We start from the raw sequence: 19,696 nt of genomic DNA on the forward strand, positions 1-19,696 counted from the left end.
TGTGACACATGCCTGCCGACTGCTCACGGTTTTCGGCACGGCATCCGCCTCCGGCCCCGCAGCCTCGGGACCGCGAAGATCCCCTGCCCCCCCCCGCAGGGACACTGTCTCCGGCGCATGCGGCGTTCCCTGGAGCCCACCCCTGGCATCGTGCTGGGCGGTCCGTTGTCCGATCCGCTGCCTATGCTTCGCCGCATGCCGAACGAACTCGCGCCACGCAATGGCGTCGACGAGCCGACCTCCTGGTCGGCGGCAGAGACGATGGTCCACTACTCTGTCGCCGCTCCGAGTGAAGCGGACGCTCGCTCAGTGGCCTCGGCAATGGCTCGACGCGGACACCGGTGGGTGACCGTGCGCCCGGTGCATCTTCCGTATCTGGACCCCGGGAACGGCCTGTTCGGCAAGCCCGAATTCTCCCGACCCGAGCTGGAGGGTCGGTGGAGCGCCGACAGTCTCGTGGACGAAGAAGTTCCCGGCCCGGCCTCGGAGTTCCACCAGCACGGCTGCGAGCAGGCAGCGGTCGAGGCCCTCGGCAGAGCGCACGGCGGTTTCTGGGACGGCGGCTCTCTGGCTGATCGAGAGACCATGCTGTCCGGATTCGACCACCGGGGGCCGGCCCACGAACTCGACCAGGAGCACGCCCATCGCATCCGGCGCGACGTGCTCTCAGGCTTCCCTCCACCGACGGAGGAACCAGCACCGGCCGCGCCACTTCGATGCAGCACCGTCGAACGTCCATTGCCGCCCGTGCTCGAGTGTGTGCGGCAAGTCGCCCGCGATCAAGAAAGTCGGCAGGGCGATCTTCCCGACGGAACCGCCTAGTGGCTCACCGACGAGGCCGACGGCTTCCCCGGCGACCGCGAAGTCATCTTCGGGCTGGCCGACTCGGTCATGCATCAGGGCACCTGCTACCCGCACACCGCCGACGAGATTCCCCTGCTGGCCGGTCTCGCAGCCCACGAGGACATTCGTCCCGCGCATCGAGCCGTTCTCACCACGTTCCTGTTCGAAGCAGCCACCATCGGGCAGCGCCTGGCTGCTTCCGGGGCCGACCGCAGAGTCGCCCTGGGCCTTCCGCTGGAGGAGACAGCGGACGAACTCGAGGCCCGCCACGCGGTCGAAGCCGCAGCGCCGTACCTCCTGGACCGCTGGGACAGTGAGGACGAAGCCGTGCAGTTCACGCTCGCCGCCCTCGCGGCAGCGACTCGGCACAGCGCCTCGCGTGCACGCATCCTGCGCCTGGCGGAGCGCTGGAGCACGGGGCCCCGGACGGACGCTCTGCGTCTTGCAGCCGCTCTGGCCGGAACCGACTCCGCCGAGGTGGCCACCGTTCTCCGCGGCATCGTCGAGAGCGGTGTCATACGTCCCGACAAGGTCCCGAGTCCCCTCGCGCCCACACGCGGCGCGGCGCTTGATCTGCTCGGATCCCTGGTCGAGCGGGAGATGTCCCGGCTGCCGGTCCCATGAGACAGCGAGGCTCACCGGGCCTCGCCCCGCTCTCCTCGACCAGGAGACCAAGGAGGCTGCCGCCGTCCGCAGAGCCTGGAGAGTCGGCGAGGGCCGCCACCCCGACCATGGGGTGGCGGCCCTCGCAGCGTTTCTGGCACGAAGTGGGAGAAGTGGCCGGGCGGGTCACGCGCGGTGCGCGAGGGGTCGGAGAACGGACAGCGACAGCGAGAACTGCTGAGAAGTGTTTTCGCAGGTCACAGTATGTTTACAGGGGTGCCGTCCAGGGCGCCCGACCCCGCATCTCACACGTCGAAGTACAGCTCGAACTCGTGCGGGTGCGGGCGGAGGGCCAGGGGGGCGATCTCGCTGGTGCGCTTCAGGTCGATCCAGGTCTCGATCAGGTCGGTCGTGAAGACGTCGCCCTGGAGGAGGAACTCGTGGTCGGCCTCGAGGTGGTCGAGGACGGCGGTGAGGGAGGTCGGGACCTGGGCCACGTTGGCGTGCTCCTCGGGAGCCAGCTCGTAGAGGTCCTTGTCGATCGGCTCGGCCGGCTCGATCTTGTTCTTGATGCCGTCCAGGCCCGCGAGCAGCAGGGCCGAGAACGCCAGGTACGGGTTGCCGGAGGCGTCCGGGGCACGGAACTCGACGCGCTTGGCCTTCGGGTTCGAGCCGGTGATCGGGATACGCATCGCGGCGGAACGGTTGCGCTGCGAGTACACCAGGTTCACCGGGGCCTCGAAGCCCGGCACCAGGCGGTGGTACGAGTTCACCGTCGGGTTGGTGAAGGCCAGCAGCGACGGAGCGTGCCTGAGGATGCCGCCGATGTAGTAGCGGGCCATGTCCGACAGGCCGGCGTAGCCCTGCTCGTCGTAGAACAGCGGTTCGTCGCCCGCCCACAGCGACTGGTGGACGTGCATGCCCGAGCCGTTGTCACCGAAGATCGGCTTCGGCATGAAGGTCGCGGTCTTGCCGTTGCGCCAGGCGACGTTCTTCACGATGTACTTGAAGAGCTGCAGGTCGTCGGCGGCGGCGAGCAGGGTGTTGAACTTGTAGTTGATCTCGGCCTGGCCGGCGGTGCCCACCTCGTGGTGCTGGCGCTCGACCTTCAGGCCGGAGCGGGCCAGCTCCAGCGAGATCTCGGCGCGCAGGTCGGCGAAGTGGTCGACCGGCGGGACCGGGAAGTAGCCGCCCTTGTAGCGGACCTTGTAGCCGCGGTTGTCCTCCAGCGCGCCGGTGTTCCAGGCGCCCGCCTCGGAGTCGATGTGGTAGAAGGACTCGTTCTCGGACGTCTTGAAGCGCACGCTGTCGAAGACGTAGAACTCGGCCTCGGGGCCGAAGAACGCGGTGTCCGCGATGCCCGTGGAGGCCAGGTACGCCTCGGCCTTCCTGGCCACGTTGCGCGGGTCGCGGGAGTACTGCTCGCCCGTGATCGGGTCGTGGATGAAGAAGTTGATGTTCAGCGTCTTGTCGCGGCGGAACGCGTCGAGCCTCGCGGTCGAGAGGTCCGCGCGCAGCGCCATGTCCGACTCGTGGATGGCCTGGAAACCACGGATCGAGGATCCGTCGAAGGCCAGCTCCTCGTCCGGGTCGAACGCTTCGGCGGGCACCGTGACGTGCTGCATCACACCCGGGAGGTCGCAGAAGCGGACGTCGATGAACTTGACGTCCTCGTCCGCGATGAACTTCTTGGCCTCGTCGGCGTTCTGGAACATCCAGCTCCTCCTACTCCCGACCGTCCCGCCGGGGTGGTAGATCGTTCGTGCGGCCGGTGCAGGTGGCCCGCGTTGTACTCGACCCTAGGGACGGGGCATTTCTCCGGCGTGACCCATTTGTTTCGCACAAGTTAACCAGCGCATTCCCCACGGTAGTCCGGACACACGTCGCCGTCGCGCCTCGTCCCGCGCCCGGCCCGCACCCCGCTGTCCCCCGGCCGTATTCGGGCGCAGTACCGTGTAGGGGTGGACAACAGGCAGGTAATCGGATCGTGGCTTTCCGGGCCGCGCGCGGCCCTGGAAGAAGCCGGCGCCGACCTCGGATACCGGGGTGAGCAGCTCGGGCTGCCGGAGGACGGGCCGGGCTCCATCGCTCGTCCGGGCCGGAGGCTGGGCGCCCTGGCCGTCGACTGGGGCCTGTGCGCGCTGGTCGCGTCCGGCCTGATCACCAACGGCTTCGACGGGCAGACGACCAGCAACTGGACGCTGCTGGTGTTCTTCGTGCTGAGCGTTCTCACCGTCGGCACGCTCGGGTTCACTCCCGGCAAGCGCCTGTTCCGCCTGCGCGTCGTCGCCGTGGACAGCGGCCAGGTGCAGCCGCTGCGCGGCCTGGTCCGCTCCGCGCTGCTCTGCCTCGCCCTCCCCGCCCTGGTCTGGGACCGCGACGGCCGCGGCCTGCACGACCGACTGGCCCGCACGGTCGAGGTCCGGATCTGAGCCGGACCCGAGGGACCTCGGGGACAGCGACGACAGAGCAACAGGCAGGACCGTCGTACACGACGAGGGGCGCCCGGAAACATTCCGGGCGCCCCTCGTCGTGAACCTGTACGGCGGCCTCAGCGGGACTTCGGGCCGCCCCCCTTCGGGAGTTTCATGCCCTTGGGCATGGGGCCCTTCGGGAGCGGCATGTTGCTCATCAGGTCGCCCAGCGCGCGCAGCCGGTCGTTGGTCGCGGTGACCTGCGGGCCGGTGAGGACACGGGGCAGCTTGAGCATGGTCGTGCGCAGCTTCTTCAGCTCGACCTGGCCCTCGCCCGTGCCCACGATCATGTCGTGCACCGGGACGTCCGCGACGATGCGGTTCATCCGCTTCTTCTCGGCGGCGAGCAGGCTCTTCACCCGGTTCGGGTTGCCCTCGGCGATCAGCACGATGCCGGCCTTGCCGACCGCGCGGTGCACCACGTCCTGGTTGCGGTTCATCGCGACCGCGGGGGTCGTCGACCAGCCCCGGCCGACGTTGTCCAGCACGGCCGCGGCGGCGCCCGGCTGTCCCTCCATCTGACCGAAGGCCGCCCGCTCGGCCCTGCGCCCGAACACGATCGCCGTCGCGAGGAAGGCCAACAGGAAGCCCAGGATGCCGAGATAAACGGGGTGACCGATCAAGAAGCCGATCGCGAGGAAGACACCGAAGGTGACGATTCCGATAGCCGCGAGTACAAGGCCGATCTTCTTGTCGACCCTACGGGTCATCTTGTAAGTCAGAGCGATCTGTTTCAGTCGCCCGGGGTTCGCAGCGTCCGCTGCGGTTTCCTTCCTCGCCATGTCACGAAGTCTACGTGTCCCCGGGAGCGAGGACGACGGCAGTGCCTTCGGAGGCTCAGAGACCGGTGGCGGTCGGGGACTGGTCGAGTACGCGCTCCGCCTCCACCCGGTCCTTGGCGCGACGACGGTCCTCCAGGACGGAGGTCCAGGCGTTGCGACGGGCGGTGCGCTGGCCGCTGCTCATCAGCAGTGACTCGACGGCGCGCAGCGCGGTGCCGAAGGACGGGATGGCGGTGGCGCGGACCGGCGCGGCCTGCATCGTGTAAGTCCCCCCTCGAAGCGTCTTCGGGTACGGGCGTGGGTACGACTGCGAGTACGACAGTGGGTGCGGCTGTGAGCGCGGGTGCACGTGCCGTGAATCCAGGGTCACTGATTGGTGTTACCAGGGTGTGACCCCCCGGTCAAACGCACATGAAGCCCCGGTTCGAGCCCCGCGAACGCCGGCGCGGCCCCGGCGTACGCCCTCATCTGCGAGGACGGCCGGGGCCGCGTCGTCTCGGCCGTTACTGTTCGGTAGTTTCTTGTGCGCGAGTTCACACGCATGCCGCACACCGCATCGCGGTGTCCTCGGGTCCCGCGCGTGGTGCGGGACCCGAGGGGACGCCGGGGCGCAGTGTCAGACGGCCTGGGCGGCGACGTACGTACCGCGCTTCTCGACCGCCATCCGGTAGAGGCGGCCGGCCCGGTACGAGGAGCGGACCAGCGGGCCGGACATCACACCGGAGAAGCCGATCTGCTCGGCCTCCTCCTTCAGTTCCACGAACTCGTGCGGCTTCACCCAGCGCTCGACGGGGTGGTGCCGTACCGACGGGCGCAGGTACTGCGTGATGGTGACCAGCTCGCAGCCGGCGTCGTGCAGCTGCCGGAGCGCGTCGCTGATCTCCTCGCGGGTCTCGCCCATGCCGAGGATCAGGTTCGACTTGGTGACCAGTCCGTAGTCCCGGGCGGCGGTGATGACCTTCAGGGAGCGGTCGTAGCGGAAGCCGGGGCGGATCCGCTTGAAGATGCGGGGCACCGTCTCGACGTTGTGCGCGAACACCTCGGGGCGGGAGGAGAAGACCTCCTCCAGCTGCTCGGGGACCGCGTTGAAGTCGGGGGCCAGCAGCTCGACCTTGGTGCGGCCGTCCGCGCGCCCGGCGGTCTGCGCGTGGATCTGGCGCACGGTCTCGGCGTACAGCCAGGCGCCGCCGTCCTCCAGGTCGTCGCGGGCGACGCCGGTGATGGTGGCGTAGTTCAGGTCCATGGTGACCACGGACTCGCCCACGCGGCGCGGCTCGTCACGGTCGAGCGCCTCGGGCTTGCCGGTGTCGATCTGGCAGAAGTCGCAGCGCCGGGTGCACTGGTCGCCGCCGATGAGGAAGGTCGCCTCGCGGTCCTCCCAGCACTCGTAGATGTTCGGGCAGCCGGCTTCCTGGCAGACCGTGTGCAGGCCCTCGCTCTTGACGAGGTTCTGCATCTTCGTGTACTCGGGCCCCATTTTCGCCCGGGTCTTGATCCACTCGGGCTTGCGCTCGATCGGGGTCTGGCTGTTGCGGACCTCCAGGCGCAGCATCTTGCGTCCGTCCGGTGCGACTGCGGACACGTCGGCTCCCTAGCTTCGATTCTTCGGCGTACACCAGGGTACGCCCGTGTTTGATGGGCCTGACGGTCAGGCCGACCTCCGAGACCCGGGGCCCGTTCCCGCCGCGTCGGACGGTCGCCGCCACCGGGTCAGGCGGTGGCGCGGACGATCTCCCGCGGCTTGAGCTCGGCGTTCTCCAGGATGTCGCGCAGATGCCGCTCCACCACGGGGAGCACCTCCTCGATCGTGATGTCGCGGCCCAGTTCGTCCGCGAGGGAGGCGACACCCGCGTCGCGGATGCCGCACGGGATGATCCGGTCGAACCACTTGTTGTCGGGCTGCACGTTGAACGAGAAGCCGTGCATCGTGACGCCCTTGGCCACCCGGATGCCGATCGCGGCGATCTTGCGGTCCTCACGGCGCTGGCCGGCGTTGGAGGGGGCGTACTGGGGGCCGTTCAGCCGCGGGTCGAACTCCTCGTCGTGCAGGCGGGGGTCGAAGTCCAGGGAGAGCCCGCCGAGCGCCGGGCGCTGCTCGACCGGGTCGCCGAGCACCCACACGCCGCTGCGTCCCTCGATGCGGGTGGTCTCCACACCGAACTCCGCGCAGGTGCGGATCAGTGCCTCCTCCAGGCGCCGGACGTGGGCGACCACGTCCACCGGGCGGGGCAGCTTCTGGATCGGGTAGCCCACCAGCTGGCCGGGGCCGTGCCAGGTGATCTTGCCGCCGCGGTCCACGTCGATGACCGGGGTGCCGTCGAGGGGGCGCTCACTGTCCTGGGTGCGCCGTCCGGCCGTGTAGACCGGGGGGTGCTCCAGCAGGATGACGGTGTCGGGCACCTCGTCGGCGAACCGTGCCGCGTGCACCCGGCGCTGCTCGTCCCAGGCCACCTGGTAGTCGACGGCCTCGGCCCCGAAGCCCATTCGGACGAACCGCAACTCACTCACGGCGAGCGCCTCCCGGAAGGTAGTAAGGCAGGACAAAGGTGGAACGTGGAACAAACCAGAACGCGGTAAGGCGCGAAACGTGCCCAAGCCACTGTACGACCGTACGACCGGCTTTCCTTTCGGCGGTGGTTCCGGGGGCGGCTCCGGTGGTGGTTCCGGCGCGTGTCCGGCGCGTGTCCGGCGCTCGGACGGGCCTCGTGCCGGTCGCTGTCCGTCAGCCTCAGAGGCAATTCTCACACGATCGGATGAATGCGGATCGAAAGGTGCGACCAGGTGTTCACTCTCCGCTACATTCGCGCCGTCCAGAAGGCCATAAGGGCTGCTCACAGGTAATCCGGGCATCAACGTTCACCGGAAGGCAGGAGACCGCACCACAGATGACGGAACGACCCGCGCGGCGCACCCCCAACCGTCAGCTCGCCGCGCTCATCGCAGAAGCGGGGTTCTCCAACGCGGGACTCGCCCGTCGCGTGGACCAGCTCGGCCTCGAACACGGGCTCGACCTGAGATACGACAAGACCTCCGTCACCCGCTGGCTGCGCGGGCAGCAGCCCAGGGGGACCACACCCGCGCTGATCGCCGAGGTCTTCACCCGGCGCCTCGGCCGCCGGTTCACCGCCCAGGACCTCGGCCTGGACGCCTGCGCCCCCGTCTACGCGGGCCTGGAGTTCGCCGCCACCCCCGACGAGGCCGTCGACATCGTCAGCGGGCTGTGGCGCAAGGACTCCGGCAGCCACGCCGAGCTGCGCAAGATCGCCTTCACCTCGGCCGGGCTCGTCGTGCCCAGCCGGGACTGGCTCATCGGCCGCGCCGACGAGAAGGTGGCCCGCGTCGAGCCGCCGGTCCGCGTGCCCGCCCAGGCCCGCCCGGTCGGCCGCCCCGCCGGGCTGCCCGAGTTCGGCGCCCGCCGGCAGGCGGCCGAGCGCGGCCCAGGCCAGCGGGTCACCGGCGGCGACATCGCCGCGCTGCGCTCGGTCGGTGAGCTGTTCCGCACCCTCGACGACGCCTACGGCGGCGGCCACGCCCGCCAGGCCCTGGTGCGCTACCTGGAGCACGAGTGCGAGCCGATGCTGCGCGGCACCTACGGTGAGCAGACCGGCCGTCGTCTGTTCGCCGCCGTCGCCGACCTGACCCGGCTGGCCGGCTGGACGTCGTACGACATCGGTGCGCACGGACTCGCCCAGCGCTACTTCGTGCAGGCGCTCCGCCTCGCGCAGGCCGCCGCGGACCGGACCTACGGCGCGTACGTGCTGGTCACCATGAGCCGGCAGGCCGTCTACCTGGGCCACGGGCGGGAGGCGGTGCAGCTCGCGCGAGTGGCCCAGCAGGGCGCGGGCGGCTCCGTCCCGCCCACCGTGCAGGCCCTGCTGCACGCGGTCGAGGCGCGCGGGCACGGCGTGCTCGGCGAGGTCCGGGCCTGCACCGCGGCCCTGGTGCGCGCCGAACGCGCCCTGGGGAACGCCCGGCCCGGCGACGAGGTCCCGCACTGGGTGCGGTTCTTCGACGAGGCCCAGCTCGCCGACGAGTTCGGTCACTGCCACCGTGACCTCCAGCAGTTCCGCGCCGCGGCCCAGCACGCGGAGCGCTCGCTGCAGCTGCGCGCCCCCGGCTACGCCCGCAGCCGCCTGTTCTGCCGGGTCGTCCTCGCCACCGCACGCCTCGGCCTCGGCGAACTGGACCAGGCCTGCCTGCTCGCCGCCGAGGCGGCCGGCCAGGCGTCCGAGATGCGCTCGGTACGGGCAGTGGAGTACGTCCGGGACTTCGAACGCAGGCTGGAGCCCTACCGCGACACGGCACCGGTGCGCGTCTACCGCGACAGGATCGCGGCGTACTGCTGAGCCACCGAGGCTGCGCCACCGCGGCCGGGCCACCGCGGTGGCGCGTGGTCGGGGCCACCACGTCCCTCCGGGGGTGATCACCGAAGGGACGCGGGGCGGCTGAGGGGAGCGGCCGGTCAGGCCGCTCGGGCCGTGGGGAGGGGGTCCGCCGTGTGCATCGGGCGGCCCGCGCCGAGGTCCGCGAGGATCGCGGTCGAGGCGCGGCGGCCCGAGTGCAGGGCGCCCTGCACGGTGCTGGTGTCCCGGTGGTCGCCGCACACGTACAGGCCCGCCAGCAGCCGCACCGGCCGTCGCAGGTCGTGCGGCGGCCGCATGGACGGGACGGCGTCCGCGGTGTGATAGACCCCGAGCGTCTCCCAGCGTGCCGTCGACGTGCCGTACAGCCTGGCCAGATGCATGCGCACACCGGTGTCGACCTGGGCGCCGGGCGGGCCCAGGACCGTGGACGAGACCAGCGCGCGGCCGGCCGGAGCCCGGGACGGGTCGACCCGGCTGACCACCGCCGTGTGCGCCACCGGTCCGCCCCGGTCGGCGTCCAGGAGCAGCCGGGCGCCGGTCTCCGGGGGCTCGTCGGTGGCGTGGTGCACCACCGTCACCGGGTGGAAGTCCGGCACCCGCAGTCCCGGCAGCAGCTGGGCGGCGGCCCGTGCGTCCGTCGCGATCAGCACCGCGCGGCAGCGGAACTCGCCGTGCTCGGCGGTGGTCACCGATGTCGTGGAGACGGAGGTGACCCGGACGCCCGTGTGCACGGTGCCCGGGGGCAGCCCCCGGGCCAGCAGTTCCGGCAACGCCTCCGCGCCGCCCTCCGGCACACACAGGCGCCCGGCCGCGAAGGCGCGCAGCGCGAGATCCGCGCACCGGCTCGACGTGGTGAGGTCCGGGTCGCACAGCAGGGCGGCGAGCAGCGGGCGGAGGAAGCCGTCGACGGTGCGGGCCGGCAGGCCCCGGGCGGTGAGTGCCTCGGCGGCGGTCGACTCGGGCCGGGCCAGCAGCCGTTCCGCCGGAGTGCCGGCCAGCCGGGTGAACGCGGCGCCCAGGCGGGCCTGGTCGACGGCCGTGCCCAGCGGGGCGCCGGTCCGGCTCCGGGGCGTGGACACCTGCCGTCCGGGAACGGCCGCCGGCATCCTGGGCGCGGCCCCCGCCCGGGGGGCGCTCGCGAGGGCGCGCACCGTGTGGAGTGCGCCCCTTGCGCCCCTCGCACCGGTCGGTACGCCGGCCCGGTGGTGGCGTCCGCCGCTGTGCAGCAGAACACCGGGGGCGAACGTGCGCAGGGCGAGCCCGTCGCAGTCGGCGGCCGGCCGCAGTTCGGGATACGCCGTGGACAGCAACTGCCCGATTCTGTCGAGCCGGAAGCCGTCGACCTTGTCGGTCGCCATCCGGCCGCCCACCGCGTGGGCGGCCTCAAGGACCACGGTGGTGACTCCAGCGCTGGTCAGGCGTCGCGCCGCGGAGAGTCCGGCGACCCCGGCTCCCACGACGACGACGTCCGCCTGGTACGTGGGCTCAAGCACGTGCCCCTCCTCGAGGTTGCGCGGACGCTGGAGACGTCATGCCCCCAACAGGCCCCAGGAATACCCGAGTTCTGGTCGAGGTTAGGTCCGTGACGGATCGCGTGGCGTCGCGCATCGGCAGGGGCACGGGCGCACGGCGGTCGCACACGCGTGCCGGTCGGTCACCGCACGGCCTCCCGGGGGCGCACCGGCTTCGGCCACCGGCCCCCCACGCCCCCGGCCGCCCGCCCCTCGGGGCGGCCGGGGGCGTGGTTCAACCGTGGTCCAGGTGTCCTGACGGAGGGTCACAGGGCCGCGCGGATCGCGCCGTCGATCTCCGGGAACGCGAACCGGAACCCCGACTCCAGCAGCCGTGTCGGCAGCACCCGGGCACTGCCCAGCACATCCCCGGCCATCTCGCCGAGCACGGTCCGCAGCACCGGCGCGGGCACCGCGAACACCGCCGGCCGGTGCAGCACGCGCGCCATCGCCCCGGTGACCTCACGGTTGGTCACCGGATGCGGCGCGGTCAGGTTGAACGGCCCCGACAGCCCGTCCGTGTCGAGGAGATGACGCAGGGCGGCCACCTCGTCGTGCAGCGCGACGAACGACCAGTACTGGCGCCCGTCGCCCAGTCGCCCGCCCAGTCCGGACCGGAACAGGGGAAAGAGCCTGGCCCACGCCCCGCCCTCGCGGGCCACCACGAGGCCGGTCCGGGCGAACGCCGTCCGCACGCCCGCCTCCCGCGCCGGCGCTGCCGCGGCCTCCCATTCGACGCACAGCTCCGGCAGGAAGCCCGTGCCCGCCGGCGCGCTCTCGTCGACGGTCCGTTCACCGGTCTCGCCGTAGTAGCCGATCGCGCTGCCGTTGACGAACACCCGGGGCCGTACGTCCCGCGCGAGCCCGGCGAGGGCCTCGGCGAGCGCCGCCGTGCCCCGCACCCGGCCGGTGCGGATCCGCTCCTTGTACGCGGGTGTCCAGCGCCGGTCGCCCACCCCGGCACCGGCGAGGTTGACCACGGCGTCGCACCCGGCGAGACCGGCCGCGTCCACGGACCCGCGCTCCGGGTCCCACCGGACCTCGTCCGCCGCGCGCGGCTCGGCCCGCACCAGGCGTACCACCGTGTGTCCGTCGGCGGTCAGGGACCGTACGAGCGCGCCGCCGATGAGACCGGACGCGCCGGCCACCGCGATGCGGGAGGGCCGGGGAGACCGGGATGATCCGGATGATCCGGAGGATGCGGAACTCATGGCGACCATCCTGCCCGCAGCCCGGGCGACATCGCGGGCGCACCGCGCGAGCGGTCGTAAAGTGACCCTCATGCCCGAGCCGCTGATACGCGCCGCCCGCCCCGCCGACGAGGGGGAACTGGCCCTGCTGGACCGGGACACCTGGTCCGTCCTGCACGCCGTCACCCCGCCGCCGCAGCCGCCGTACGACTCCTTCTTCAGCGAGCGGTCCGGCCCCCGCGACCACCTCGTCGCCGAGCACGCGGGCCGCGTCGTCGGCTATGTGCGCCTCGGCTTCCCCACGGAACTGCCCTCGAACGCGCACGTCCAGCAGATCCGCGGCCTCGCCGTCGCCGAGGCGGCCCGCGGCACGGGCGTGGGCCGGGCCCTGGTGCGGGCGGCCGTCCGGGAGGCCCGGGAGCGCGGCGCGCGCCGCATCACCCTGCGCGTCCTCGGTCACAACTCCGCCGCCCGCGCGCTCTACGCGTCCGAGGGCTTCGTCGTCGAGGGCGTCCAGCCGGAGGAGTTCTGCCTCGACGGCACGTACGTCGACGACGTGCTGATGGGGCAGTCCCTGCTCTGACCTCCGGTCCCGCCCGGGCACGGTCCTACGACGCCGTCAGGTCGCCCGTGTCCACCGGCGCCGTGGCGTTCGCCGCGCGCCGCGCGTCGTCGGCGACCTCGTCCGCCGTCAGTACGTAGCCGGTCTCCGCGTTCGAGGTGGAACGGGCGAACACCACGCCGTACACCCGGCCGTCGGTGGTCAGCAGCGGGCCGCCGGAGTTGCCGGGGCGCACGAGGGAACGGATCGAGTAGATCTCGCGGACGACCGCCCGGTCGCCGTAGATGTTCTGCCCCCTCGCCTGCACCCGGGTGGCGACCGTCGCCGCCCGCAGGTCCAGATCGCCGTCCTGCGGATAGCCCGCGACGACGGCCGAGTCGCCGCGGTCGGCGTCGTCGTCGAAGCGGAGGACGGGCGCCCGCAGTTCGGGGACGTACAGCACGGCCACGTCCTTCTGCGGGTCGAACAGCACCACCCGTGCCTCGTACGCCCGCCCGACGCCGCCGACCCGCACGGTCGGCTCGTCGATGCCGGCCACCACATGGGCGTTGGTCATCACGCGCTCCGTCGCGTACACGAAGCCGCTGCCCTCGCGGCCCTGGACGCCCGCGACGCCCTCGACCTTCACCGTGCTCCGCTGGGCGGCCCGGGTGGCGGCCGCGGTGACACTGTCGCCGGAGGGCTCGGCGACCTCGGCGGTCGACTCGTTCTCGAACGGGTTGAAGACCTGCGGGAAACCCGCCTCGGTCAGCGCCGAGGTGGCCCGCGAGAACCAGGCCGGCGTGGTGTCCGGCATCACCTCGTGGACCGCGCCGAGCAGCCTCGATTCGCGGATCGCGGAGGTGACCAGCGGGGACGAGGAGGCGCCCAGCACGGACGCGACCACCCAGGCCACGATCAGCACGGCCGCCGAGTTGGCCGCGGCCCCGCCGATCCCGTCCGCCACCCGCAGCGGCCCCCGGTCCAGCTCCCGCCGCAACCTCAGCGCCAGCCGACCCGCCAGTTCGTGGCCCACCGCGGCCGGCAGCAGCACCGTGAACACGGCCGCCACCGTCGCCGCGGTCGTCCCCGGGTCCACCAGATCCATCACCCAGGGCAGGATCCACACGCCGACGACCGCACCGCCCACGAAACCGGTCAGCGAGACACAGCCGGCCAGCAGACCGCGCCGGTAGCCGGACGCCGCGTAGGCCAGGACGAGCAGCAGCAGCAGAATGTCGAGCAGGTCCACGCGCGCCGCCTTTCTTTCGGACCCCCTCATACGTGGGGGAGGGGCCCGGTGATCAGCCACGCGCGTGGGACCACGGAAGCGGTCACGCGCGCGTGCACTCGGAAGAACGCGGCGGACCAGGGAGATGGTTCCACCGGTCGGCACAGCACACGTCGCGGACGGGGTGGATCCGACCGACAGTGAAACCATGCGTGTCCTCATGAGGCCGCGGGGAGCGCGGCGGCGCCCTGCTTCCCGGACACTCCACCACCCGGGCCTCACGGGCCTGCCCAGGGGCGTCAAGGTGCTGCTCGGCTGTCTGCCGGGCATCGCCGCGGCCGTCGCGCTGGTGCTGTGCGCGTACGGTGTCGAGCGGGCCGCGGAGTCCTCGGCCGCCCCCACCGCCACCCGCGAGGCGGTCGCGTACACGGCGCCCAAACCGCCCATCGTGTCCAGAGCGGCCTGGACGGCCGGAGCCGCTCACGACCAGCCGCCCCCGCGCTACGACGACGAGGTCGTCGCCGTCTTCATCCACCACACCGACTCGCCCAACGACTACGACTGCGTCGAGGCCCCGGCCGACATCCGCAACCTCTACGAGGGCCAGACCTCCGGCCGGGAGTGGGACGACATCGGCTACAACTTCGTCGTCGACCGCTGCGGCACCATCTACGAGGGCCGCGCGGGCGGGACCGACCGGCCCGTCACCGGTGCCCACACCCAGGGCTTCAACCACCGCACCGCGGGGATCGCCGCCCTCGGCACCTTCACCGCAGGGGTGCCGGTGCCGCCCGCGATGGAGCGCGCGATCGCCGAGCTGGCCGCCTGGAAGCTCGGCCTGTCCGGCACCGACCCGCGCTCCGACGTCCGGCTGGTCTCCAGCAACGGCGCCAGCCGGTACGCGGCCGGCACCACGGCCGTGCTGCCCGCCCTCGCGGGCCACCGCGACGGCTACATGACCAGCTGCCCGGGCGCCGCCCTGCAGGCCCGCCTCCCGGCGATCAGGCAACGGGCCGCGGAACTGCAGGGCCGCCGACCGGGCGCCCGGCCGCAGGAGGACAGCCGGATCGCGGGGTCCTCCGGGGAGCGGGACGAGGGACGGAGCGGGAACCAGGGCGGGGAGCAGCACGGGAATCAGGACCGGAACCGTTCCCAGAGCCGGGGGTAGCGTTCGGCGAGCCGGGACTCGTTCTCGAAGTCGACCGGCGTGCCCTCGGGTTCCGCGGGGGCCGGCGGGAGGTCCAGATCGGGCGCCACCGTGCCGGTGAGCTGCTCGTACGCCTCGTCCGCCGCGTAGCCGAGGTCCTCGGCGTCGCCGTCGACCTCCTCGTCGAAGTCCTCCAGCAGGCCGGCCAGGGCGTCCGGGTCGTGCAGCGCGCCCTCGAAGACCTCACGGCCCTGGCCGATCAGCCAGCACCGGAAGAAGTCGAAGGCGTCGTCGCTCGCCCCGTCCAGCAGCACCCAGGCGGCGCCCCACAGGTCCCAGCGGTAGGCGCGGTGATAGCGGGACTCGAAGTGCCGGGCGAAGTCCAGGACCGACTCCGGGTCCAGCCGCGCGAGCCGTTCCACGAGCAGGTCGGCTTGATCCTCCGGGTCACCCCCGGCGTCCTCACGGGCGGTGTCGACCAGCTCCCAGAACTCCGTCTCGTCCATCACGCGTCAAGCATCGGCCCTGGAACCGGGGGGCGCACCCCGGAGTGTCACCCGGATCGCTCAGGGGCAGGGTCGGGGCCGGCGTCGGGGGCCTCCCTCCCGTACAGCCGGGCCAGCCGCACGGCCTGGGCGGCGAACCGCTCCCGCAACGACGCGGGCGCCAGCACCTCCACCTCGGGGCCCAGCGCCGTCAGCTGGGTGTGGGCGACCTCCTCGGACTCCACCGGCAGGGTCACCGTCACCCACCCGCCGCCGGTCCCGTCGAACTCCCCGGCCGCCTGGGCCAGTGCCTCCCGTGCGGCTGCCGCGGCCGCCGCCTCGACGGAGTGCGGCAGCGCGCGTACCCCCTCGGGCGACAGCCGCACCACCACCTCCGTCCGCAGGATCGAGCGCGCGAACTGCTCCGCCCGCTCCTCCCAGAACGCGGGCAGCTCGAACTCCCGGTCTCGTTCGAAGCGTTCCGGTTGTGCCGGGTCGACCGGTTCCACCGCCGTGAACCGGTCGACCCGGTACACCCGGAACGCCCCGTGCCCCGGCACCCGCGCGCACAGGTACCAGACGCCCGCCTTGAGCACGAGCCCGTAGGGCTCCAGCTCCCGCACGACCTCCCGCCGCTGCTCCCCCTCCCCGCGCAGATAGCGGGCGGTGACCCGGCGGTCGTCCCACACCGCGTCCGCCACGGCCGGCAGCAGTTCGGGCGTCACCGGCTCACGGAACCAGCCCGGGGCGTCCAGGTGGAAGCGCTGCGCGGCGGTCCGCGACGCGTCCCGCAGGGAGGGCAGCAGCGCCGCCGACACCTTCAGCCGGGCCGCGGAGGCCGCGTCCTCGAGCCCCATCTCCCGCAGCGCCCCCGGCACCCCGGACAGGAACAGCGCCTCCGCCTCGCCCCGGGCCAGCCCGGTCAGCCTCGTCCGGTACCCGCCGACCAGCCGGTAGCCCCCGGCCCGTCCCCGGTCCGCGTACACCGGCACCCCGGCCTCGGACAGCGCCTGCGCGTCCCGGGTGACCGTCCGCTCCGACACCTCCAGCTCCCGCGCCAGCTCGGCGGCGGTCATGGACGACCGGGACTGGAGCAGCAGCACCATCTTGATCAGCCGGGCAGCGCGCATACGGCCCATCATGCAGCAGGAGGCCCCCGCCGCAACGGGGACCTCCTGCCTCACATCCGTAGCACCCGGGTGCTACAGACCGTACTTCTCGCGCGCTTCCTTCACGGCCGTCGCCTGCACCTCGCCGCGCCGGGCGAGCTGCGCCAGGGCCGCGACGACGATGGACTCGGCGTCGACACCGAAGTAGCGGCGGGCCGCCTCGCGGGTCTCCGACAGGCCGAAACCGTCGGCGCCCAGCGAGGTGTAGTCCTGCTCGACCCACTGCGCGATCTGGTCGGGCACCTGACGCATGTAGTCCGAGACCGCCAGCACCGGACCCTCGGCGCCCTGGAGCGCCTGCCGGACGAACGGCACCCGCTCCTCGCCGCGCAGCAGCGCCTCGTCCGCCTCCATGGCGTCCCGGCGCAGCTCGGTCCACGACGTCGCCGACCACACGTCGGCCGCCACGCCCCACTCCTCGGCGAGCAGCTGCTGCGCCTTCAGCGCCCAGTGGATCGCCGTACCGGAGCCGAGCAGCTGGATCCGCGGGGCGTTCGCGGGCGCCGTCAGCCCCGCCGACTCCGCCGTGTTGAAGCGGTACAGGCCCTTGAGGATGCCCTCGTCGACCCCGGGGGCCGCCGGCTTGGCGGGCTGCCGCAGCGGCTCGTTGTAGACCGTCAGGTAGTAGAAGACGTCCTGGTCCTCGTCCGGGGCCGCCGCGCCGTACATCCGGCGCAGACCCTCCTTGACGATGACGGCGATCTCGTACGCGAACGCCGGGTCGTACGTCAGCGCGGCCGGGTTGGTCGCGGCGATGACCGGGGAGTGGCCGTCGGCGTGCTGGAGGCCCTCACCGGTGAGCGTGGTGCGGCCGGCGGTGGCGCCGACGAGGAAGCCGCGGCCGAGCTGGTCGCCGAGCTGCCACATCTGGTCGGCCGTGCGCTGCCAGCCGAACATCGAGTAGTAGATGTAGAACGGGATCACCGGCTCGCCGTGCGTCGCGTACGACGTCGAGGCGGCGATGAACTCGGCCATGGAACCGGCCTCGGTGATCCCCTCGTTGAGGATCTGGCCGTTCTTGGCTTCCTTGTAGTACATCAGCTGGTCGCGGTCGACCGGCTCGTACGTCTGGCCCTTGGGCGAGTAGATGCCGAGCGACGGGAAGAGCGACTCCATGCCGAAGGTGCGCGCCTCGTCAGGGACGATCGGCACCCAGCGCCTGCCGGTCTCCTTGTCGCGGACCAGGTCCTTGACCAGGCGGACGAAGGCCATGGTGGTCGCCACGTTCTGCGAGCCCGAGCCCTTGTCGAAGGCGCTGAACGCCTTGTCGGCCGGGGCCGGCAGCGGTGCGACGGGGTGGAGGCGGCGGGCCGGGGCCGGACCGCCGAGAGCGGCGCGGCGCTCCTGGAGGTAACGGACCTCGGGGGAGTCGGCGCCCGGGTGGCCGTAGGGGACCACGCCGTCGACGAAGTCGCTGTCCTTGATCGGCAGGTCGAGGCGGTCGCGCATCGCCTTGAACTCGTCCACCGAGAGCTTCTTCATCTGGTGGTTGGCGTTCTTCGAGGCGAAGCCCTCGCCGAGCGTGTGGCCCTTGACCGTCTGGGCCAGGATCACGGTCGGCGCGCCCTTGTGGGCGAGCGCGGCACGGTAGGCGGCGTAGACCTTGCGGGACTCGTGGCCGCCGCGCGAGAGGTGGAAGCACTCGAGGATCTTGTCGTCGCTCAGCAGCTTCGCCATCTCGACGAGCGCCGGGTCCTTGCCGAAGAAGTCCTCGCGGATGTAGGCCGCGTCGCGGGTCTGGTACGTCTGGACCTGCGCGTCGGGTACCTCGCGCAGGCGGCGTACGAGCGCGCCGGTGGTGTCCAGCTGGAACAGCTCGTCCCAGGCGGTGCCCCACAGGCTCTTGACCACGTTCCAGCCGGAGCCGCGGAACAGGGCCTCCAGCTCCTGCACGATCTTGAAGTTGGCGCGGACCGGACCGTCGAGGCGCTGCAGGTTGCAGTTGATGACGAAGGTCAGGTTGTCCAGACCCTCGCGGGAGGCGAGCGTCAGGGCGGCGGTGGACTCCGGCTCGTCCATCTCGCCGTCGCCGAGGAACGCCCACACGTGGGAGTTCGTCAGGTCCTTGATGCCGCGGCTGGTCAGATAGCGGTTGAACCGCGCCTGGTAGACCGCGGAGATCGGGCCGAGGCCCATCGACACCGTGGGGAACTCCCACAGCCAGGGCAGCCGCCGCGGGTGCGGGTACGAGGGGAGGCCGTCACCGCCCGCCTCGCGGCGGAAGTTGTCCAGGTGCCGCTCGCCGAGCCGACCGTCGAGGAAGGCGCGGGCGTAGATGCCGGGGGAGGCGTGGCCCTGGATGTAGAGCTGGTCGCCGGAGCCGTCGGCCTCCTTGCCGCGGAAGAAGTGGTTGAAGCCCGTCTCGTAGAGCCAGGCCGCGGAGGCGAAGGTGGCGATGTGGCCGCCGACGCCGTACTTGCTGCCGCGGGTCACCATTGCGGCCGCGTTCCAGCGGTTCCACGCGGTGATGCGGGACTCCATCGCCTCGTCGCCGTCCACCGCGGGCTCGGCGGAGGTGGGGATGGTGTTGATGTAGTCGGTCTCGAGGAGCTTCGGCAGTGCGACGCCGGCCTCCTCGGCGCGCTCCAGCGTACGGCGCATCAGGTACGCGGCACGGTGCGGCCCGGCTGCCTCGGTGACGGCGTCGAGGGAGGCCTGCCACTCGGCGGTCTCCTCGGGGTCGCGGTCCGGGAGCTGGTCCAGCTCGCTCGGCTGGATGGCCTTGAGGTCGGTCATGTCGCCGCCTTCCTCAGTCGAAGGGGGTTCCCTCATCGGTAAGGGTTCGGGGGTGCCCTTGGTCTTTGGCAGGACAGGGCTGGGGCTCTGGTGGAGACCCCGCTGGCGACAATAACCCGCTGATCGATGATCGATCAAAGGTAGTGGGCCAAAAATTCTCGATATCAAGAAATTGGCATCCTGTGCCGGAGAATCAGGCACGCGGTGCCGCGTTTTCCCTGCTCATCTGAGGGGTGACCGATCGGTTCGGGCGGGGTGCGGGCCGGCCCGGACGTGCTGAACGCCGGCGGGGCCGAGCGTCCGGAGGCCATCCGGGTGCTCGGCCCCACCGGCGTCCGGGCGGGACCTTCATGCCGTCGCCGACTGCTGCTGCGTCGCGGTCTCCGTCCGCTCGGCGCGTTCGTGCCCCTGGGGCTGCCGTGCCGCCTGCTCGCGGGTGATCACCTCGGTGGCGGCGCCGACCGCGACCGCGACCGGCCAGCCGATGGCTCCGGCGACGGTCATGCCGCCGAGGAGGCCGTAGAGGGCCAGCTTGCGGGGCGAGGGGAGCAGGGATGTGGCCGTGGACGCGGGCGCGGTCTTGCGGGGTTTGGAGAACATGTCCCCCGGGGTCACGTAGG

At 72.1% G+C, this 19,696-nt stretch carries 17 protein-coding genes and 1 pseudogene; 6 read left to right on the plus strand and 12 right to left on the minus strand.

Going from position 1 to position 19,696, the window contains the following annotated elements:
* Positions 1 to 195: 195 nt before the first annotated feature.
* Together AB0I73_RS35910 and AB0I73_RS35915 are read left to right on the plus strand one after the other, a co-directional pair.
* Positions 196 to 822: a hypothetical protein gene (locus AB0I73_RS35910; protein WP_363044602.1), complete on the plus strand. Its 627-nt coding sequence runs from the start codon at positions 196 to 198 to the stop codon at positions 820 to 822.
* A 69-nt stretch (positions 823 to 891) separates the two neighbouring features.
* A complete protein-coding gene (locus AB0I73_RS35915; protein WP_363044604.1) occupies positions 892 to 1,467 on the plus strand; it encodes a hypothetical protein in 576 nt (191 codons plus the stop codon).
* Between the two features lie 284 nt (positions 1,468 to 1,751).
* Here the strand turns inward: AB0I73_RS35915 and glnA are convergent, their stop codons facing one another.
* Positions 1,752 to 3,161 (minus strand): type I glutamate--ammonia ligase, encoded by a 1,410-nt coding sequence (glnA, locus tag AB0I73_RS35920; RefSeq protein ID WP_363044606.1) that lies wholly within the window; start codon positions 3,159 to 3,161, stop codon positions 1,752 to 1,754.
* 246 nt (positions 3,162 to 3,407) lie between these two features.
* On the opposite strand from glnA, the gene AB0I73_RS35925 reads away from it, so the two are divergent.
* On the plus strand, positions 3,408 to 3,878 hold the full coding sequence (locus AB0I73_RS35925) for an RDD family protein (protein ID WP_363044608.1): 471 nt from the start codon (positions 3,408 to 3,410) through the stop codon (positions 3,876 to 3,878).
* A gap of 119 nt (positions 3,879 to 3,997) precedes the next feature.
* Here the strand turns inward: AB0I73_RS35925 and AB0I73_RS35930 are convergent, their stop codons facing one another.
* From AB0I73_RS35930 to lipB, 4 genes are all read right to left on the minus strand, one after another.
* On the minus strand, positions 3,998 to 4,702 hold the full coding sequence (locus tag AB0I73_RS35930; RefSeq protein WP_363044610.1) for a DUF4191 domain-containing protein: 705 nt from the start codon (positions 4,700 to 4,702) through the stop codon (positions 3,998 to 4,000).
* Between the two features lie 55 nt (positions 4,703 to 4,757).
* The gene (locus AB0I73_RS35935; protein ID WP_202279534.1) at positions 4,758 to 4,961 is read right to left on the minus strand and encodes a hypothetical protein; all 204 of its coding nucleotides are present in this window, start codon (positions 4,959 to 4,961) and stop codon (positions 4,758 to 4,760) included.
* Between the two features lie 357 nt (positions 4,962 to 5,318).
* Positions 5,319 to 6,284 carry a lipoyl synthase gene (lipA, locus tag AB0I73_RS35940; RefSeq protein WP_363044612.1) on the minus strand — a complete coding sequence of 322 codons (966 nt, stop codon included), beginning with the start codon at positions 6,282 to 6,284 and terminating at the stop codon, positions 5,319 to 5,321.
* A gap of 128 nt (positions 6,285 to 6,412) precedes the next feature.
* On the minus strand, positions 6,413 to 7,210 hold the full coding sequence (gene lipB / locus AB0I73_RS35945) for a lipoyl(octanoyl) transferase LipB (protein WP_363044614.1): 798 nt from the start codon (positions 7,208 to 7,210) through the stop codon (positions 6,413 to 6,415).
* Between the two features lie 377 nt (positions 7,211 to 7,587).
* Here lipB and AB0I73_RS35950 point away from each other — a divergent pair, with 377 nt between their 5' ends.
* Entirely contained in the window at positions 7,588 to 9,048 is a 1,461-nt protein-coding gene (locus AB0I73_RS35950; RefSeq protein ID WP_363044616.1) for a regulator, read from the plus strand.
* Between the two features lie 116 nt (positions 9,049 to 9,164).
* Here AB0I73_RS35950 and AB0I73_RS35955 read toward each other — a convergent pair whose 3' ends face one another.
* Positions 9,165 to 10,559, minus strand: a complete 1,395-nt coding sequence (locus tag AB0I73_RS35955) for an NAD(P)/FAD-dependent oxidoreductase (RefSeq protein WP_363044618.1) — start codon at positions 10,557 to 10,559, stop codon at positions 9,165 to 9,167.
* 284 nt (positions 10,560 to 10,843) lie between these two features.
* On the minus strand, positions 10,844 to 11,788 hold the full coding sequence (locus AB0I73_RS35960) for a TIGR01777 family oxidoreductase (RefSeq protein WP_363044620.1): 945 nt from the start codon (positions 11,786 to 11,788) through the stop codon (positions 10,844 to 10,846).
* Between the two features lie 70 nt (positions 11,789 to 11,858).
* On the opposite strand from AB0I73_RS35960, the gene AB0I73_RS35965 reads away from it, so the two are divergent.
* A complete protein-coding gene (locus tag AB0I73_RS35965) occupies positions 11,859 to 12,350 on the plus strand; it encodes a GNAT family N-acetyltransferase (protein ID WP_363044622.1) in 492 nt (163 codons plus the stop codon).
* Positions 12,351 to 12,375: 25 nt separating this feature from the next.
* Here AB0I73_RS35965 and AB0I73_RS35970 read toward each other — a convergent pair whose 3' ends face one another.
* Positions 12,376 to 13,560, minus strand: coding sequence for a MarP family serine protease (locus AB0I73_RS35970; RefSeq protein WP_363044624.1), 1,185 nt, complete (start codon positions 13,558 to 13,560; stop codon positions 12,376 to 12,378).
* 283 nt (positions 13,561 to 13,843) lie between these two features.
* Here AB0I73_RS35970 and AB0I73_RS35975 point away from each other — a divergent pair, with 283 nt between their 5' ends.
* On the plus strand, positions 13,844 to 14,707 hold the full coding sequence (locus tag AB0I73_RS35975; RefSeq protein ID WP_363044630.1) for a peptidoglycan recognition protein: 864 nt from the start codon (positions 13,844 to 13,846) through the stop codon (positions 14,705 to 14,707).
* Here the strand turns inward: AB0I73_RS35975 and AB0I73_RS35980 are convergent.
* The 4 genes and pseudogenes from AB0I73_RS35980 to AB0I73_RS35995 all read right to left on the minus strand — a co-directional run.
* Positions 14,674 to 15,192: a DUF4240 domain-containing protein gene (locus AB0I73_RS35980; protein ID WP_109381854.1), complete on the minus strand. Its 519-nt coding sequence runs from the start codon at positions 15,190 to 15,192 to the stop codon at positions 14,674 to 14,676. The two genes, AB0I73_RS35975 and AB0I73_RS35980, sit on opposite strands and share 34 nt — an antisense overlap.
* Positions 15,193 to 15,239: 47 nt before the next feature.
* On the minus strand, positions 15,240 to 16,301 hold the full coding sequence (locus tag AB0I73_RS35985; RefSeq protein ID WP_363044626.1) for a YafY family protein: 1,062 nt from the start codon (positions 16,299 to 16,301) through the stop codon (positions 15,240 to 15,242).
* A 72-nt stretch (positions 16,302 to 16,373) separates the two neighbouring features.
* Positions 16,374 to 19,076, minus strand: a complete 2,703-nt coding sequence (gene aceE, locus AB0I73_RS35990; RefSeq protein WP_363044628.1) for a pyruvate dehydrogenase (acetyl-transferring), homodimeric type — start codon at positions 19,074 to 19,076, stop codon at positions 16,374 to 16,376.
* A gap of 348 nt (positions 19,077 to 19,424) precedes the next feature.
* A pseudogene (locus AB0I73_RS35995) lies at positions 19,425 to 19,696 on the minus strand (hypothetical protein); the annotation flags it as partial.

This window comes from Streptomyces sp. NPDC050388 (assembly GCF_040655635.1).
GTDB lineage: Bacteria > Actinomycetota > Actinomycetes > Streptomycetales > Streptomycetaceae > Streptomyces.